The 15,151-nt window shown below is 63.5% G+C and carries 15 protein-coding genes and 2 pseudogenes; 9 read left to right on the top strand and 8 right to left on the bottom strand.

Annotated elements, in window-relative coordinates:
* The first annotated feature begins 15 nt into the window (after positions 1 to 15).
* The gene (locus P5G52_RS11835) at positions 16 to 210 is read left to right on the top strand and encodes a hypothetical protein (protein WP_435868672.1); all 195 of its coding nucleotides are present in this window, start codon (positions 16 to 18) and stop codon (positions 208 to 210) included.
* 12 nt (positions 211 to 222) lie between these two features.
* Here the strand turns inward: P5G52_RS11835 and P5G52_RS11830 are convergent, their stop codons facing one another.
* Complete coding sequence (locus tag P5G52_RS11830) at positions 223 to 804, bottom strand: dihydrofolate reductase family protein (protein WP_301227599.1); 582 nt, start codon at positions 802 to 804, stop codon at positions 223 to 225.
* Between the two features lie 641 nt (positions 805 to 1,445).
* Between P5G52_RS11830 and P5G52_RS11825 the strand changes: the two genes are divergently transcribed.
* Complete coding sequence (locus P5G52_RS11825) at positions 1,446 to 1,940, top strand: FBP domain-containing protein (protein WP_301227597.1); 495 nt, start codon at positions 1,446 to 1,448, stop codon at positions 1,938 to 1,940.
* A gap of 630 nt (positions 1,941 to 2,570) precedes the next feature.
* Here P5G52_RS11825 and P5G52_RS11820 read toward each other — a convergent pair.
* Positions 2,571 to 2,762 carry an Hsp20/alpha crystallin family protein gene (locus P5G52_RS11820; RefSeq protein ID WP_301227595.1) on the bottom strand — a complete coding sequence of 64 codons (192 nt, stop codon included), beginning with the start codon at positions 2,760 to 2,762 and terminating at the stop codon, positions 2,571 to 2,573.
* Between the two features lie 1,172 nt (positions 2,763 to 3,934).
* Between P5G52_RS11820 and P5G52_RS11815 the strand changes: the two genes are divergently transcribed.
* The gene (locus tag P5G52_RS11815; RefSeq protein ID WP_301227593.1) at positions 3,935 to 4,327 is read left to right on the top strand and encodes a hypothetical protein; all 393 of its coding nucleotides are present in this window, start codon (positions 3,935 to 3,937) and stop codon (positions 4,325 to 4,327) included.
* A 238-nt stretch (positions 4,328 to 4,565) separates the two neighbouring features.
* On the opposite strand, the gene P5G52_RS11810 is transcribed toward P5G52_RS11815, so the two are convergent.
* The 4 genes from P5G52_RS11810 to P5G52_RS11795 all read right to left on the bottom strand — a co-directional run bounded on the left by P5G52_RS11810 (position 4,566) and on the right by P5G52_RS11795 (position 8,501).
* Positions 4,566 to 5,846, bottom strand: coding sequence for an alpha/beta hydrolase (locus tag P5G52_RS11810; protein ID WP_301227591.1), 1,281 nt, complete (start codon positions 5,844 to 5,846; stop codon positions 4,566 to 4,568).
* Between the two features lie 95 nt (positions 5,847 to 5,941).
* Positions 5,942 to 6,481 (bottom strand): helix-turn-helix domain-containing protein, encoded by a 540-nt coding sequence (locus P5G52_RS11805; RefSeq protein WP_301227589.1) that lies wholly within the window; start codon positions 6,479 to 6,481, stop codon positions 5,942 to 5,944.
* A gap of 115 nt (positions 6,482 to 6,596) precedes the next feature.
* Positions 6,597 to 7,526, bottom strand: a complete 930-nt coding sequence (locus P5G52_RS11800) for a CPBP family intramembrane glutamic endopeptidase (RefSeq protein WP_301227587.1) — start codon at positions 7,524 to 7,526, stop codon at positions 6,597 to 6,599.
* Positions 7,527 to 7,682: 156 nt separating this feature from the next.
* The gene (locus P5G52_RS11795; protein ID WP_301227585.1) at positions 7,683 to 8,501 is read right to left on the bottom strand and encodes a CPBP family intramembrane glutamic endopeptidase; all 819 of its coding nucleotides are present in this window, start codon (positions 8,499 to 8,501) and stop codon (positions 7,683 to 7,685) included.
* A gap of 298 nt (positions 8,502 to 8,799) precedes the next feature.
* Between P5G52_RS11795 and P5G52_RS11790 the strand changes: the two genes are divergently transcribed.
* The 4 genes and pseudogenes from P5G52_RS11790 to P5G52_RS11775 all read left to right on the top strand — a co-directional run bounded on the left by P5G52_RS11790 (position 8,800) and on the right by P5G52_RS11775 (position 10,908).
* Positions 8,800 to 9,621: a CPBP family intramembrane glutamic endopeptidase gene (locus P5G52_RS11790; RefSeq protein ID WP_301227583.1), complete on the top strand. Its 822-nt coding sequence runs from the start codon at positions 8,800 to 8,802 to the stop codon at positions 9,619 to 9,621.
* A gap of 77 nt (positions 9,622 to 9,698) precedes the next feature.
* The gene (locus P5G52_RS11785) at positions 9,699 to 10,268 is read left to right on the top strand and encodes a cysteine hydrolase family protein (RefSeq protein ID WP_301227581.1); all 570 of its coding nucleotides are present in this window, start codon (positions 9,699 to 9,701) and stop codon (positions 10,266 to 10,268) included.
* 215 nt (positions 10,269 to 10,483) lie between these two features.
* The gene (locus P5G52_RS11780; RefSeq protein ID WP_301227579.1) at positions 10,484 to 10,630 is read left to right on the top strand and encodes a hypothetical protein; all 147 of its coding nucleotides are present in this window, start codon (positions 10,484 to 10,486) and stop codon (positions 10,628 to 10,630) included.
* A pseudogene (locus P5G52_RS11775) lies at positions 10,630 to 10,908 on the top strand (helix-turn-helix domain-containing protein). The gene P5G52_RS11780 and the pseudogene P5G52_RS11775 overlap by 1 nt, the downstream one beginning before the upstream one ends.
* Before the next feature lie 489 nt (positions 10,909 to 11,397).
* Here the strand turns inward: P5G52_RS11775 and P5G52_RS18370 are convergent.
* Both P5G52_RS18370 and P5G52_RS11765 read right to left on the bottom strand, forming a co-directional pair.
* A pseudogene (locus tag P5G52_RS18370) lies at positions 11,398 to 11,702 on the bottom strand (transposase); the annotation flags it as partial.
* Positions 11,703 to 11,801: 99 nt separating this feature from the next.
* Entirely contained in the window at positions 11,802 to 12,431 is a 630-nt protein-coding gene (locus P5G52_RS11765; protein WP_301227575.1) for a hypothetical protein, read from the bottom strand.
* 250 nt (positions 12,432 to 12,681) lie between these two features.
* Between P5G52_RS11765 and P5G52_RS11760 the strand changes: the two genes are divergently transcribed.
* On the top strand, positions 12,682 to 14,460 hold the full coding sequence (locus P5G52_RS11760; RefSeq protein WP_301227574.1) for a sensor histidine kinase: 1,779 nt from the start codon (positions 12,682 to 12,684) through the stop codon (positions 14,458 to 14,460).
* Positions 14,457 to 15,107 (top strand): response regulator transcription factor, encoded by a 651-nt coding sequence (locus P5G52_RS11755; RefSeq protein WP_301227572.1) that lies wholly within the window; start codon positions 14,457 to 14,459, stop codon positions 15,105 to 15,107. The genes P5G52_RS11760 and P5G52_RS11755 overlap by 4 nt, the downstream gene beginning before the upstream one ends.
* Positions 15,108 to 15,151 lie beyond the last annotated feature (44 nt).

Below are 15,151 nucleotides of genomic sequence, written 5' to 3'. Positions count from 1 at the left end.
TCGATCGCTCCGACGGTGCTGGATGGTCTCGCCGGTGGCTTCACTCTCGTCAGCCCAAAAGTCATCGCGGACAAGACTGCCCTCGCCGCCGATGCGCGCGCTAAGGGACGGACCGCGGAGGAAGCAGCTCGCCTCGTGGGATGGAGCCGGGCGACGCTGTACCGCCATCAGCAAGCATCCGCTATCAGCGAGAGCCTCACGAACTCCTAATCAAAAGGGTCGCTAGTCCGTGGTGAGGTAGCGGAGCTTCACGAGCTCCGACCCCGGCAGAATGCTTGCCTCGGTCAGGTGCAGGCCGGCACGGGAGCCCGTAAAGAGCTTGTTTCCTGCTCCGAGGAGGGCAGGACCGACCAGGACGATGAGTTCGTCGACGAGCCCCAGCTCGAGCAAGGGATTCCAGGTTGTCGCGCTGCCGAACATCACCACATCACCGTCGCTGCGCTCTTTGAGCCGGGCGAGCTCCGCCGGCGCCGCAGCCCTATGAACAACCCGGGTCGTTGGCGCCCACGGTGCGTCCGGATCCGCTGCCATCGAATCGCTGATGACGAGCTTCGGCAGCGCGGTGACGAAGTGCGCGATGTCGCGTTCCCTTGTGTTCGCAGACGAATCCGCTGCAACCTTGGACCAGAAATCCCAGTTCTCGGTGAACCAGGTACTGCCATAGGCGAGGGTCCCGGCCGTGCTGAGCAGCTCGAGATTGTGCGTGTTGAAGGCGTCCTGGAAGGGCATGACACCGAGGTCGCCATTAGGGCCCTGGAAGTAGCCGTCGAGCGAGGTGAGGACCGAAACCACGAGTTTGCTCATGCCGTGAGCGTACAACTCCCCCCGCGGGCGCCGGAAGACGAACCGGAGGGAGCTCAGGTCAGTCACCTGTGGGCGGGTGGAGCCCAAAGGGTAGAGCTCCAAGTCGTCCACCTGTGGGGGACCCCCGCACCTTTAGACACTGCTCTTCAGACCCAGCAGGCCCGACCTTTCATATTCTCGACAGGGCAGGACCAGTGATTCGTTCACGACGTCGCAAATGAGTGGTGCACAACGGGCCGTTTCTGCACATACCGCCAAGGACGCGTGTGACTACACGCTGCACCCCCTGGGCCGGCACGGATCTTCGTTCGGCGGCGGTGATAGGTCCGCTTTGCGTAGTCGTGTCGTGTGCTGAAAGGATGGGCGTGCACGAAGCGTCGAGGAACAAGGAAGTATGAGCATGCTGCGGACCTCCGGGTACGGGACTGCCATGGTGAGCGGGGTGGCCGCTAGGGCCTGCTGTGCGACCGGGCCCCGGCCGGCCTTCCAGCGTGTCGCAGGTATCTCCCTTTAGCTGAAGCACCCAGCCCGACGCCGCACGTGCGTCTGGGCGACGTCGCATCCGACACCCATACCTCCGCACGCCATGAGCCGGCAGAGCCTGATCACCTTCGATCCTTCAACTGCTAAGGCACTTTTTCATGCATCCGATCTCTCTCAAGGACATCCGTTCGTCCTTCATCAACGCCACCCGCTCTGAGGCGGCGAAACTCACCCCGCCCACAAACCTCGAATCCCTCGACTGGGACAGCCTCGATTTCCTGGGCTGGCGGGACGAGAAGATGCCCCTGCGTGGGTACCTCGTAGTACCGACCACGCAGGGGTTGTCCGGCATCCTCCTGAGGGCACCCGAGGGTGACGCCCGCAAGAACCGCGCGGTCCTCTGCGAGCTCTGCCGCGACGTGTTCTCGAAAGAGGACGTCCTCCTGTGGGTCGCGCGTCGTGCCGGGCAGTCCGGTCGTGACGGCAATACCGTGGGGACGCTCATCTGCGCCGACTTCATCTGCTCCTCCAACGTGCGGCGGGAGCCGCCCGCTAACGAGATCCACCCGGATCCCACCCTCGTCGTCCAACGCCAGGTGGGCGAAATGCGCGAACGGACGGAAAAGTTCCTTCTCCGGGTGCAGCAGCAGTAGCCAGCTCCTGGTGTCAGCGGCCCTCGGGGCCCCGGCACAGGCGGGAAGTGCCGCTGACAGGAACGATCCGCGCGGTTCGCCAGTCGGTCAAAAGGGTGCCGAGAGTGGGAGTCGAGATCCCGGGAAGGAGTTGCTCGTTCGGTGGTTTCCGGAAGGACCAACCATGATCGCGGTCCGGCACCACTGAGTTGATGCTTGATCGAACGGGCGGTTCTGACTGGCATGGCATCCCGCCGGGTGCAGACCGATTGCTGCCTTCGTTGCACCTGGACGGGCATTGGCATCGCCTCGCTCCGCCAACCTTGGCACGGATGCCGGCGATGAACCCGTTCCACGAAGCGTGCCCGCAAATCGTCCTAGCGCCGCGGTCCGGCCCCTTAGCTGGCAAAGGCTGGGCTCAGGTCAGCGGTTCGGGTCGGACTGGCGCTGCGGTGAGCACGCTGACCGAATCACGCTGGTCGCAACCGTCCGGCGCACGTCCTAGTGAACGAATGTGACGATGTCGTGCGCTGACATGTAGGACTGAAAGCCCTTGTTGGTTCTGCGGGTATTCGTAAGGAGGTTTCGGTGCTTCAACTGCTGGTACCCCCGGCATCTGCGGGGGTACCAGCAATTGGGGAAGGGGCGACGCTACGCCTCGACGGCTTTATGGCGTCCGGCACCGGACGCATGGGCATCGACCGCCGTGGACTCAGCCGGGGACTCATCGCTCACGATCTCGATCTCGATCTTGCGGGGCTTCACGCGCTCGATGACGGGGATCATCACGCTGAGGACACCGTTCTCGTGGTTCTTCCGTGGGTTGAGCAGACAGCCTTCCACTCAATGGGTGCTGACTCTGCAAGAACCAGAAAGGTGCCCCTCGTGAGTGACACACCCCGCATTGATGAGATCGGTGCGATCATCGACAGGACCAAAGGCTTCCTCCTCACCGAACGAACTGCCCGCAACGTCGTCGACGGACTGGCAGAAGGTGCACGGGATGCCGTCGACCACGCCGAAGGCGCAGGCGTAAGCCTCATCCGGGACGGTGACCGGACCAGCGTCGGCGCAACCGACGCGGAAGTCCTCGAAGCGGACACCCTGCAATACACCCTCGGGGAAGGCCCCTGCCTGAGCACCTGGGCGGACCTCCAGCCCGTCCTTAATGCCGACATGCTGACGGACACGCGGTGGAAGGAATGGTCGGGCGCCGCGGCCGAGGCCGGCGTGCGGTCCTGTCGGCCTGACCCAACTCATACTCTCCATGCAGCGCATGCCCGCCTACCCGGAACAACGGCATCTGGAGGCCCGGCTGACAGCAGAACAGACCCGGACATGGCGATCGAGCGTGACACGCAGTTTCCTGAACGGCGCTGCCGCCGAACTCGCAAGCGTTCCCACCTGCCCATGCTGCGGAAGAACTGGCAACCCCCTCGACCCCTACCAGCCCACCGCTCGGCAACCTCCCGCTGGCAGTCGTCTCCAGCTCTGCCTACGGAGCCAAGTGGGACGCATGGCAGACCGAACTCGCCCACACCTCGACCGGGCATATCCACCGCGCACAGGCGACCGATTCCACAACATCCACCTACGACACCCAGACCTGGTCGTCGACGCCATCCACCAAATCATCACCGAAGTCCAACGGAGGAAAACACAGGTCCGTGCCGACCGTTGACCACGTTAGGCGCCGCAGTAAGAAACGTGAACGCGCCCGACGCTCCTTCCATATCTGCCTGACATGTGGTGGCACAACGATTCATGGTTCACAGCCTGTTCGCGCTTACCTGCACAGTTGCCCTACGAACCCTGCACAGCCTCTGGGAATGGGGTTGCAGTCGCGCAACAGCGCTTCCGCTTGTACTACCGGCGTGCCTACGGTCGAAGAAGGAAACAAAAGACGACGACATTGGAGGCCCCCCTTGATCGAAAACACCAGTGACACCAGTGGAACGGCAACCCGTCCCAGAGGCCGGTTGCTGCGCCCTGGGATGCTCCTGCTTGCAGGAGCGATGATGGTCACCGGCTGCGCCACGGGCGGCGAAGACAACTGGAATTCAACGGCCGTCGGTGACGACAAGAGCGTCGGCAGCATTGACCTGCGCAGCGTCCTACTCGTGGCTACCGATGAGGGCGAACCAGCACGACTCCTCGGGACCTTCGAGAACGATGGCGACCAACCAGTGAACGTGACTATCAGCGATACCGATGAAGAGACGACACTGACCATCCCAGCCCAAGGCAGCCTGCCCCTGGACACAGTCGACACCCGGCTAGGGACCGCCGGGGACGCACCTGGAGCACGAACAACTCTCACCGCGACGACCGACCTGGGAGAGGTTGAGCTCCTCGTACCCGTCGTCGACGGCACCCTCGACCCCTATAAGCCCTACCTACCCGACTAGGCCCCGGATCCTTCAGGGTGCACTGCCAGCGCTATGTAGCGCCAGGCACCGCGTTGTTTATTTGGCCCGTCGACTGAGCGGTGAGTCCCCGCTTTCGTGATGGTGACCTTCGTAGCCGGGCTATCCTTCATGCCCGCCGGGGTAGACGACCTTCTTTCCTCTGACCTTTCCCTTGGTTCGCTGTGAGGCCCGCCATCTCCGTTGAGCAGGATTCAGGGCTGGCGGGGCGGTTCGGGTATCAGACCCGGGTGCTTGCGTGCGCTGCGATCCAGTCGGTGACGGCGTCGATGGTGTCCGCGTCGGTGGGTTTGCGCACGAGTTTCTTGTAGCTGGCGAAGCTGGCGGGTTTCGGGTCCGACCGCAGAAGGTGCGTGAGGTTCGCCGGTCGCCGGACCTCGACGGGCCCGGGAACCTGCTCGCGGATGATCTCGAGGTCATCGGGATTCACCTGAAGGTCCTTGCCGCCGGTAATGGCCAGCACCGGGGCGGTGATATGCGGCAGCACCGTCGCAGGATCGAAATCGAGCAGTTCGCGCTGCCACCTGGCGTTGATGGTCCTTCCCTGCATCCGGAGGGTATCGGTGCTGCTGGTCCGCAGCTTCGCAACCGACTTCCGCTGCTGCTTGGTGATGTCGATGCGCGGCAGTTTGATGACAGCTCCGACGAACGGGGGCAGCGCCTGGGCAAGCTGTCTCGTCTGCCAGGACATCGTCTTCTCTCCGGTCGTACCGGGCGCCGCAAGGAGGACAACACCCGCAAGCTGGCTCTGGTCGGCGGCGAGAAGCTCCGCGATCATCGCTCCTTCACTGTGACCGACAAGGAACACCGGTAAATCCGTAGCATGCGCTGCCTTCTGCAACCATGCCAGCATCGCCGCGGCGTCTGCTGTGTTGTCCGAGATCCCGGCGTGCAGGTAGGAACCGGTGGAACGTCCCACTCCCCTCTTGTCGTACCGCAGGGAAGCGATCCCCCTGGCCGCGAATGCGTGTGCCAGATCACGGCTGACCCCCAGTGGGATCCTGCGGTGGTCCGCGTTCCGGTCGACCTCGCCGGAACCGGGCAGCAACAGCACCTGAGCAACGGGTTCCGTGGTGGCCGGCCGCACGTGTGTCCCCGACAACACCACATCACCGGAGCGAACGCAAACGTCGGTCTCGGCAAGGACAGCGTCGGGAGCCGCGGCCAGGATCTCCTCGGCCAATTCAGCTGCAGCACCGGTACCGATGACAAGGGTCGAGTACTTCCCACCACGAAGGGCTATCACGACCGCCGGCTGATTCTTCTTCGCCGCAACGAGGGTGCGTTGTCCGGCGGAGCGCCAGGTGCCGATGCGGGTCCGGCCCGGCAGGGCGAACCCCGGGGCCCGAAGACCCTTGGCCACCGAAAAGGGGGCATCGGTGACGGCAACGGATACAACCGCGGAGACCGGCACACTGAGATCCTGCACCAGACCGAGCGCCTTCTCCACCGACTCGAACCGTAGCCCCAGCCTTCCCCCGCTGACCGTCAGTTGTGCCACCGTTGATCCTCCTCATCGAAGCCGTCCGGGCCGCTCCGGCTACCTCAAAGATATTAGAACTGCGACCATTGTCAATAGTGATAAGGGTAGCTGGGTCAGGACGAGGGCATGACGATCGTAGCGATCAGTCGTCGCCGTCGACCTTCTGCCGGAGCGTTACCCGCGGCGCGTAAGAGTGCTTCGCGAGTCGTCGCGAGGAGGTCGGCCAATTCCTGATCCGAAAGCCAGAGGGCGGTCTGCCGGTAGCCCACGCCGTCCCGCACGAGGTCGACCTCTTCCGCTTCGTCGACGTAACGGTCGAAGCTTCCCATGAGGCCGGCTACGAAGGACGTGAAAGCCTGTTTGTGCTGCTCCGGGGTCATTGACGCGAGCTCCTCGGCCGAAAGCTCACTGGCCTCGAGGCGGAGGGCGTACGTCCGCTCGACCGCTCCACGGATCGGGCGCTCCCCTACCACCTCAAGGATCCCGGCTCCTGCCAGGGTGGCGATGTGTCGGTAGAGCGACGCGGTTGTCACCTCCGGCAGGCCCTCAGCGAGCTGCGCCGTGGTGAGTTGCCGACCGCCGAGCAGGCCCTGGATGATGCGCAGCCGCACCGGGTGAAGAACAATATCCGCCGTGCTCTTGGAACGAGTCATATCCCCATCATTCGCATATTCATGAATAATCACAAAACCAGCAGGCTTCGTATCTGTCCCCGCAGGCACGTGATGTCATACCAACACAAGGCACACTCTGGGGCTGGAGCCGGGTTTATCGGGGAAGCCGAGCCTGACCCGCCTCGGCTGTTTCATGCCGGGTCACGGGGCCGTGTGCACGGAACCACATGAACGCGCCGATGGCCCCGAGCAGGGCAGCCCCAAGAAGGCCCAGCGGGCCGGTGATCACCGACGTGGTGCCCGGGGCGAGGAGCAGCAGGATAACTGCCAATGCGTTGAACATGCCGTGGGCTGCGGCGACCGGCAGTAGGCTGCCGGTGCGCTCCCGGATCGCGGTGAGGACGAAGGACATGCCGGTGCAGAACGCCACCATGGCGACGATGCCCGCCACGGGGTAGCCGGGGTAGTTGTAGCCCTGCAGGATCACCGGTGCGTGCCACAGCCCCCAGGCAACACCGATCAGTAGGTTCGCCCGAACCGGGCCCAACGCCTTGACCTCGTCCCACATCAGGCCGCGCCAGCCGTACTCCTCCCCCATGGCGAATAGGCCGTTGATCGTCCAGCCGGCGACGATGGCACCCCACATCCCTGCCAGCAGCAGCACAATGGCCGGGGGTGGCGGGCCGGCAGCCTCCACCGCGGCTTCCCCGAGCAGTCCGGCGGCCCCCTTCACGAGTTCCGCTTGGGTGGTGGCGAGACCGCCGAACAGCGGAACGCCCAGAAGTTCACCTCCGATGAGAACAGCAACCAGGTAGAGGAGCACGAAGGCGAAAATCGCAGCCACCGGTGCGAGCAGGAAGGTGACTACTCCCCTGATGCCGCCCTGGGGAAAGCTGAAGCGGTCCCGTCGGATGCCCCGCTCGGCGATCAGCGCGGCAACGAAGGGAGAGGGCATATACAGCACGGCCATGACGATCACCCCCGGAAGGGAATCCAGTGGCGTGCCGGTGACGAAGAGGCCTGCGCCTACCAGCGCCGCCCACCCCAACGAGATAACGAGGAACAATCTCAACTTCCGCGACATGTGGCGATCTTCCTTTCGATCAACAGCGGATTCATACGGGCCAGGGATTCTCTCCAGAAGCACAGACACAGGCACGTCGCTGACGGTTGGTCAGTGCTGCGGGCGAGGCGGCGCAGTGGGCAAGGCAGTGCTGTGGGCGAGATCGTGCTGTGGTTCTCAGTAGGCGCTGGCGGCTGACGTTGCTGCCTGCGGCAGCAGTGTCGCTTCCTGGCCGCGGCGCTGCACCAGCGCGACGACTACGGCCGTCGCGGCGGTCGCGACGACGAAGATCCAGAACAGTGAGGTAGCGCCCCACAGCAGGTTCGTGGCAGCCCACCAGGTATTCATCGCGGCGTGGAACAGGGCCGCGATCAGGATGCTGCCCCGAGTCCGGTCGAAGATCCACGTCATGATCACGCTGATCGAGACGATCAGGACCACGAAGCCCAGGAACGGATACGTCTGCCTGGTACCCGCCACGAAGAACATTGGAATATGCCATGCCCCCCAGAGCAGCCCCAACACCACCCCCGCGACCAACGATCCGAACCGGGCGCGCAACCGTGGCAGGGCGAAACCACGCCAGCCGAGCTCCTCCGTGAGCAGATGCAGCAGCGTCTGGGTGAGCAGCAGCGGCACGATCGCGGACGCCGGCACCAACGCCCCGACGTCGTGGCTGCCACCGAGCGCGGCGTAGGTCACCATCGCGACCACGGCGGGGATGCCGGGGATCAGCAGCGCGGCGAGGTACCACTTGACGTGCACCCGCCACAGGATCATCCGCCGGAAAAGATCCTTCACACCCTTCGACCCTGCTGACAGTGCAGTGATCGTCAGAGCCGCAACAGTGACCGCCAGGTATGACAGGGGGTCCCCCGGCAGTCTCCAGTCGAGGAGACCGTTCTGGAAGGCCAGGGCCGTGGCCCAAATGGTCCATGACAGGACGTAGGTAAGGACGAAGAACGCCACAAGGGCTTTGCGGTCGGAGCGGAACATCGGTCGTTGTTCTCTTTCTGGAAGCAGGGACATGACCTTTCTTACAAATGAGAACATACACCTGAGCGGGCCGGCGCGCCATACACTTGCTGGTACTTTCTCAATCGTGAGAATAGAACATGACCTGATGCAACGACGTCGGCCGCGGGAGGGGCAATCATGGGTGAGTACACGACGGGTGGTGGACCTGACAGAACACTGGGCGGAGCACCTGGTGGAGCTCATGGGAGTGCTGATGAGGCCTGTGGGATCAGTGGAATGAGTGGAATGCGCAGTGCAGCCTATGACGGGGTGCTTCATGGCTGAGCGTGATCGGCCGTTCCCGCAAACCGTTGAAGGTGATCGCGGTGATCCGGCCAGGGCGGCAGGAAGCCGTTCGGGGATCACCAGCCGTCCGCTAAACCCGTCGCAGGTGCCGGGGAGTCCTTCGGCTATCGAACTGGGGGCGTTCCCGTCGCTCTTGGAAGTGCTCGCGGTGTACGTCGTCGCACTGACGGTCAGCGTTCTTGTTGGGATCTGGTTGGTGCCGGTTGCCCCGCTCCGGGTCCTCGTGTCGTGCGCCACGCACATTCCGATGCTTCTCATCCCGCTGCTCTGGTGTCGGATACGCCTGCGTCCCTTCCTGGGACCTGAGCAGCCTTCCCTTCTCGGCTGGCACCGGCAAGGTACGACCGTGTTCGTGGTGATAGCCGTCGTTCTGGTAACGCTGAACCTCGCCGACGAACTGCTCACCGCTTCCGCCGCTGCCCCTGAATGGGTTCGTGGGGGCGTCCTCTCGATCGCGCTGACGCTCGTGTTCCAAGGGGTCGTTGTGGGCCTCGCCGAGGAGATGCTCATCAGGGTCGGTGTTCACCTTCCGCTCAAACGACGTTGGGTCGACCGAGGTCCTGTGCCGTGGGCGCTCATCGTCGCCGCACTGGCCTTCGGGATCATGCACCTACCCAACATCCTCCTCGGACAGCCGCTGGGTCCCGCGATCGCCCAAGCCGGCGTAGCGACAGTACTCGGCCTGGTGATCGGCTACTACTTCCAGAAGACAGAGAACTACCTGGGCAGCGCGCTCCTCCACGGCGCGTTCAACACGGCGGGAGCAATCGGCATCCTGCTCGGCAATCACTGAAAGCAGCAGGCGCTGCTCGACGATTAGGGAGGCTGGGAATCTCTCGCGCCTCAGATCCCGGGTGTTATCGTCCATCTATGGCCACACCTCCACCACATTTCAGTCAGCCCGCCCTTGTGGTGATCGACGTGCAGCGAGGGTTCGACGACGCCGCCTTTTGGGGCGAACGGGACAATCCTGCGTGTGAGGACAACATCGCTGCGCTCCTGAGGGAATGGCGTAACCACAACTGGCCGGTGGTCTTCGTTCAGCACGAATCCAAGAATCCGGACTCACCGCTCTCACCCTCACAGCGCGGGCACGCTTTCAAGGACATGCTCACCGGCGAGCCCGACCTGCTGGTACGCAAAAGCGTCAACTCAAGCTTCTACGGAACCCCGGACCTGCACCACTGGCTGCAAAGCCAGGACATCACCCAGGTCGTCATCTGCGGCATCACAACCAACCATTGCTGCGAAACCACCGCCCGCATGGCCGGCAACCTGGGCTACGACACCTACTTCGCCATCGACGCCACGCACACCTTCGACCGAAACACTCCGAACGGCACCCGGGTTCCTGCCGAAACGCTTTCAGTCATAACCGCCACCAACCTCCACGAAGAGTTCGCCACAGTGCTGACCACCGCGGCTCTCCTGAATCAGTAAGCCACCCTCACCCCGCATCATCCCCGCCAGTCCAAGCGCTCACGCCCGAGACATCAGCATTGGCATCCTCATGGGAACCGGGACGCCTGCTACCTCCACCCTTTGCTTCCTGGCGTAACCCGTGGCCCTCCGCGCTTTGCCCTCTGGGCTAACCGACGCGATCAGGGCCGTAGGTTCAGGTGACCCACCACTGACATTCCGGATACTGGCACGCAATGAAAATCAGGATTCTTGTGATGGTGCGGCGGGGAACAGTGTTCTCGACCGACGCCTTCCGTCTGGTCCACATCATGATCGGTGCCATCGCAGCCGCTTCCCTATTGACCTTCGGGCTCCGCACCGAGCTTGACGAGGTGATCTGATGCCGATCGGCGTACGCATCGATGTGGAACTTGCCCGGCGAAAAATGAGCGTCGGCGAGTTCGCCGACCGGATCAGCCTTACGCCCGCGAACGTCGCCGTCCTGAAAAACGGACGAGCTTAGGCGGTCCGTTTCGGCACTCTGGAAGCCATGTGCAAGGTGCTCGACTGCCAACCAGGAGACCTGGAATGGGTCGATGAGGTCAACGAACCAGGCCTCCCGCGAACCACCTCTGACCCGAGCACCAGCACCAGCACCAGGGCAGAAAGACACTCATGATCGACCTCCGCACGTTCATGAAACAACTCAGTGACGTGCCTGCCGCCGATTCCCCCGCTCCGACGTCGGACCCGCGAAGATTGAGGCCTTATTTGGGGACGAATGGGGCCAGCACCCGTCATCTCGCTGCATCTCGATGAAACTGAGCCGATACGGCAACCCGTTCACGACCATATGAAAGGTCTGAGATGAGAAGACTGGTACCGACACTGCTGATAGCGGTCGGGGTAGTGCTCATGGTCGCGCAGATCCGTGCAGAAAGTGAACCCGGAGCAATAAAACTGGCATTGATCGGACGTGGTCTCGGTGCACTCCTCATCACACGCGCTGGAGACCGCCGGAATCGCAATCAACCCCGTAGACAACGTACCTCTGGCACGTAGTCGTCCCGGGATAGGACAACGCACCTGGCTGGAATGGCCTGCTGCCATTCCAGCCACCAAAGCTGCAGCCCTGGACCTACCCGAAGAATTGGTTGCGAGACATCGCCAGGCATCGTTTCCGCTGGGACACGATCACCGGCTCGAGCGACCCGTCCTGGTCCCGAGCACCTCGATTGCTGACAGGACCGATTTCGGTCAGTGCGGTCTTCACCCGGTTTCGTTGCGCATGTTCGCCGCGCTCGGCGTCTGCCTGCGCTCGTACACGAGGTGCTCCGTCAGCTTTGCCTCAAGCGCGGCCTCGAGGACATTTTTCGCCAGCTGGCTCAGCAGCCCGCCAGGGCCGACCAAACTCACGCCCTGCTCTTTGGCCTGGGCGTGAGTTCGGTCGGCGACTTTCCCTGCTGAAAGCAGGCCCTGCTACATGTAGGCGGTGCTGCACAACCCCGTTATCAGGGGCGGTGGACGATTGCGTCGGTTATGGGAGCGATGGTCGTTGATGCGGCACCGTTTCTATGCGTTCCTGGCGGCAGTAGCGTGGGCAGGGGTGCTGCTGTCAGCGCTTCGCCTCGAGGTGGCAGCGACGCTGATAAGCGCAGTTCCGAGGTTGATCACGGTTTCCAGGTAGGCCGGGTGTGCCCACCTCGATGTCGACTCAAGCACGATGGTCAGCGGAAGGACGATGATGGGCGAGGCCAGCAGCCACCCCGAAAGCTGCATCCGATGATGTTTGAGCAGCAGCAGCCCCAGTGGGATGGAGACGATGAAGGAACCCAGGAAGGGTACGAAGACCGCCGTCAACATCCATGTCGGGGCATCCGTGTCGAGATGGGGTGCGAACAGTCCGGCGAAACTGAAGAACAGTCCGAGGATTACGTAGCAGCCTGCCAGGATATTCCGTAGCCACGGCAGTGCTCTGCTGTCCTGGGCGATCTGGCGTCGGTACGTCATCAGCACCGCGGCAAGCAGCAGATACGCGATTCCGTGAAGTAGGTTGACGGCCCGGAGCATCAGCTCGGATGCACTTTCAGGATCCCATGGTGCCGCTCCGGATGGTGTGAGCGCATTGAGCGCCGCGTCCGACAATGCGAGGGCGGACAGTGCCGCTGCAGCGGAGACGGCAGCGACTGGAAGCAGTTTCATGATCAGCTCCTTATTGCACGGCGGTGGGTCCGCCTGCTGCCTCCCAGCCTGCTCTGGTGAGACTGCTGGGACATCGTCCGCGGCACACCCGCAGCATCCACCTCAAGTAGGTTTTCGTTCCTACCCGGGGTGGAGCCCTGACCTCCTTCAGGTCGGCGCCACCGCCGGGCTGAAGGGCTACGCTCAGACGATGAGGCTAGTTCGGCCCAGGGCAAGCGAATGGACCGCCGCCCTGACGTGCGGAGCGTGGATGGCGGTGTGGCTCCTTCAGATCGCTCCCTGGGGATTGGTTCTGGCCGCCGCGACCTCCGCAGGGATGCTGTTCATCTGCCGGTTCACCATACTGTCCGTGCTGGCGGTGGCGGCCCTGCAATTGGCGGGCGGCTTGGTGTACTCCAACGCTGACACTCCGGCATTCTTGGCCCCCCTCCTTGCTGCGTCCTATTTCTTGGCTCGATACGTCAATCTGGCACGCGGCCTGCTGGTGGGTGCCGTCCTTCTCTACTGCTCGATGGTGAGTTCGGTTGAGGATTTTGAGACGGCGATCTTCGGGTCCATCCTGTTCTGCGGACCGTTTGCCTTTGGTCGCGTGGTTCGCCGACGCGCATTAGCAGCCGAACATGCGCGGACAGCAGCGGCATCATTGGCGGGAGTGGATGCCGCCGCTGCGGCCGAACAGGCCATTGCGGACGAACGCGGACGTTTGGGAGGGCAGGCGCTGTCCGTCATCCGGTCTTCGGTGGAGCAGATGAACGAGGATGCTGCCGCCGCGGCCCAGAACCTGGATCCTGTCCTGATCGGACGCATCTCGGACCGGGGCCGTGCCGCAGTCACGGAACTGAGGTCGCTTCTTGGGCTGCTGAGGACAAGCCCGGATGCGCCGCCGGCCCCGCAGCAGGACCAGCGGCAGAAAGCCTGGCTCGTAGATGCCGCGACGGCGGCCGGGGTCGGTCTTCTGTCCCTTCTGGAAGCCGTTCTCGCAGGAGCACCGCCGGGCAACATGCCGGCGTGGATCCTTCCCGCGCTCCTTCCCTTGCCACTGGCATTCCGAAGGCGCAACCCCATGGCGGCATGCCTCGCCGTCGCAGCGCTCATCGCCATAAGCCCTGTCCTCGGACTGCCCTTCCTCTACGGTTTTACGCTGGGTCCGATGATCACCTTCACCGTATTGGCGTGGTCCGTCGCGACCGCCCGGCAGTGGGCAGGCTGGATGGGCCTGGCCCTCCTCGGCGCCGTCGTCATCTGGCGGTTCTACCTCATCCAGCCGGGCGCCGTCCCCCTGGCCATTGCCATGTTCCTCATGCCCGCCCTGGCAGGACAAGAATGGCGTACCCGGGACCGGGATCGCCGCGCCGCCGAGGCTCAAGGCAGCGCCCTGGCCTCGGATCTGTACGACCACATAGACCGAGGCATCCGCTCGGAGCGGCTGCGCATAGCGCGGGAGCTACACGACGTCACCAGCAATGCGGTGGGTGTGATGGTCCTGCAGGCGTCGGCCGCTCAGACCCTCCATGAAAGGAATCCGCAGGGTGCGAGGAACGCCTTGGCAAATGTGGAGTCCGCCGGCGATCACGCGTTGACGGAACTTGCCGAGCTGTTCCGAGTGCTGGACACCGGTGTCATTGGTTCCCCGGCACTGGCGGCCCCTGCGGGGGAAACCCTCCAGGAACTAATCACCCGGATGCGTACAGCCGGCCTGAATGTCGACCTCGTCAGCGATCCCTTAGCCGTGCCTGCTGGATTGTCACGAACCATCTACCGCACCATCCAGGAAGCTCTCACCAACGTAGCCCGCCATGCCCCGGGAGCCAGGGCATCAGTCAACGTCAGCAACCATGGAGCCGGCATCGTCATCACCGTGACCAACGACCTGCCCCGACCGGTGGCAGCAGCCGACAGCGCCGGCTTCGGTCTGGCCGGCATTCGTGAACGCGTGGACAGTCTGGGTGGCACACTGACGATCAACAGCTCCGGCGGGTCCTTCACCGTCACGGCCTACTTTCCTATCCCGGATGCGACGCTGTCATGATCCGCGTCGTGGTTGCCGACGACCAGGCCCTGATCCGGGGCGGGCTTCGAGCCATCCTGCTCGCGGAACCGGACATCGACGTCGTGGGTGAGGCAGCAGACGGCGAAGGCGCGGCAAGGTTGGCAGGAACCGAAGCTGCCGACGTCGTCCTCATGGATATCCAGATGCCCGGTACCGACGGCATCGAAGGGGTGCGTCGAGTTGCAGCGGCACGCCCCCAGGCCAAGGTGCTGATTCTGACGATGTTCGACCTTGATGAGTATGTCTTTGCGGCGCTACAGGCCGGAGCCAGTGGATTCCTGCTCAAAACCACCCCTCCGGATACGCTGGCAGCAGCGATCCGCGCATGCCACGTCGGAGAGCTCATTTTCGCCCCGACCGTCACAAGGCGCCTGATCGACGCCTATGTGCATCGCCCACCGGCTCCCGCCGGTATCCCGCCGGTGCTGCGCGTCCTGACGGACAGGGAACTGGATGTCTTCGAGGCCATTGCTCTCGGCCTGACGAACTCTGAAATCGCCGCGAAGCTGTATATGGGTGAGGCCACCGTGAAATCCCACGTGACCCGGATCCTGGCCAAACTGGGTCTCCGTGACCGTGTTCATGCCGTCCTGCTCGCCTATGAATGCGGGTTCATCGGCCGCTGAATCAGGGCAGCGAATTACTCCCCTGCGGCAATCCCACTACGTCT

Origin of the sequence: Arthrobacter burdickii, assembly GCF_030433645.1 — a bacterium.
Lineage (GTDB): Bacteria > Actinomycetota > Actinomycetes > Actinomycetales > Micrococcaceae > Arthrobacter_D > Arthrobacter_D burdickii.
The sequence above is the reverse complement of the archived record's forward strand: the minus strand, read 5'-3'. Positions and strand labels throughout refer to the sequence as shown.

Excerpts from the sequence above, each read along its gene's own strand:
- P5G52_RS11830 (WP_301227599.1), bottom strand. The coding sequence starts at position 804 with ATGAGCAAACTCGTGGTTTCGGTCCTCACCTCGCTCGACGGCTACTTC.
- P5G52_RS11825 (WP_301227597.1), top strand. The coding sequence starts at position 1,446 with ATGCATCCGATCTCTCTCAAGGACATCCGTTCGTCCTTCATCAACGCC.
- P5G52_RS11815 (WP_301227593.1), top strand. The coding sequence starts at position 3,935 with ATGATGGTCACCGGCTGCGCCACGGGCGGCGAAGACAACTGGAATTCA.
- P5G52_RS11805 (WP_301227589.1), bottom strand. The coding sequence starts at position 6,481 with ATGACTCGTTCCAAGAGCACGGCGGATATTGTTCTTCACCCGGTGCGG.
- P5G52_RS11800 (WP_301227587.1), bottom strand. The coding sequence starts at position 7,526 with ATGTCGCGGAAGTTGAGATTGTTCCTCGTTATCTCGTTGGGGTGGGCG.
- P5G52_RS11795 (WP_301227585.1), bottom strand. The coding sequence starts at position 8,501 with ATGTTCCGCTCCGACCGCAAAGCCCTTGTGGCGTTCTTCGTCCTTACC.
- P5G52_RS11790 (WP_301227583.1), top strand. The coding sequence starts at position 8,800 with ATGGCTGAGCGTGATCGGCCGTTCCCGCAAACCGTTGAAGGTGATCGC.
- P5G52_RS11785 (WP_301227581.1), top strand. The coding sequence starts at position 9,699 with ATGGCCACACCTCCACCACATTTCAGTCAGCCCGCCCTTGTGGTGATC.
- P5G52_RS11780 (WP_301227579.1), top strand. The coding sequence starts at position 10,484 with ATGAAAATCAGGATTCTTGTGATGGTGCGGCGGGGAACAGTGTTCTCG.
- P5G52_RS11765 (WP_301227575.1), bottom strand. The coding sequence starts at position 12,431 with ATGAAACTGCTTCCAGTCGCTGCCGTCTCCGCTGCAGCGGCACTGTCC.
- P5G52_RS11760 (WP_301227574.1), top strand. The coding sequence starts at position 12,682 with ATGGCGGTGTGGCTCCTTCAGATCGCTCCCTGGGGATTGGTTCTGGCC.
- P5G52_RS11755 (WP_301227572.1), top strand. The coding sequence starts at position 14,457 with ATGATCCGCGTCGTGGTTGCCGACGACCAGGCCCTGATCCGGGGCGGG.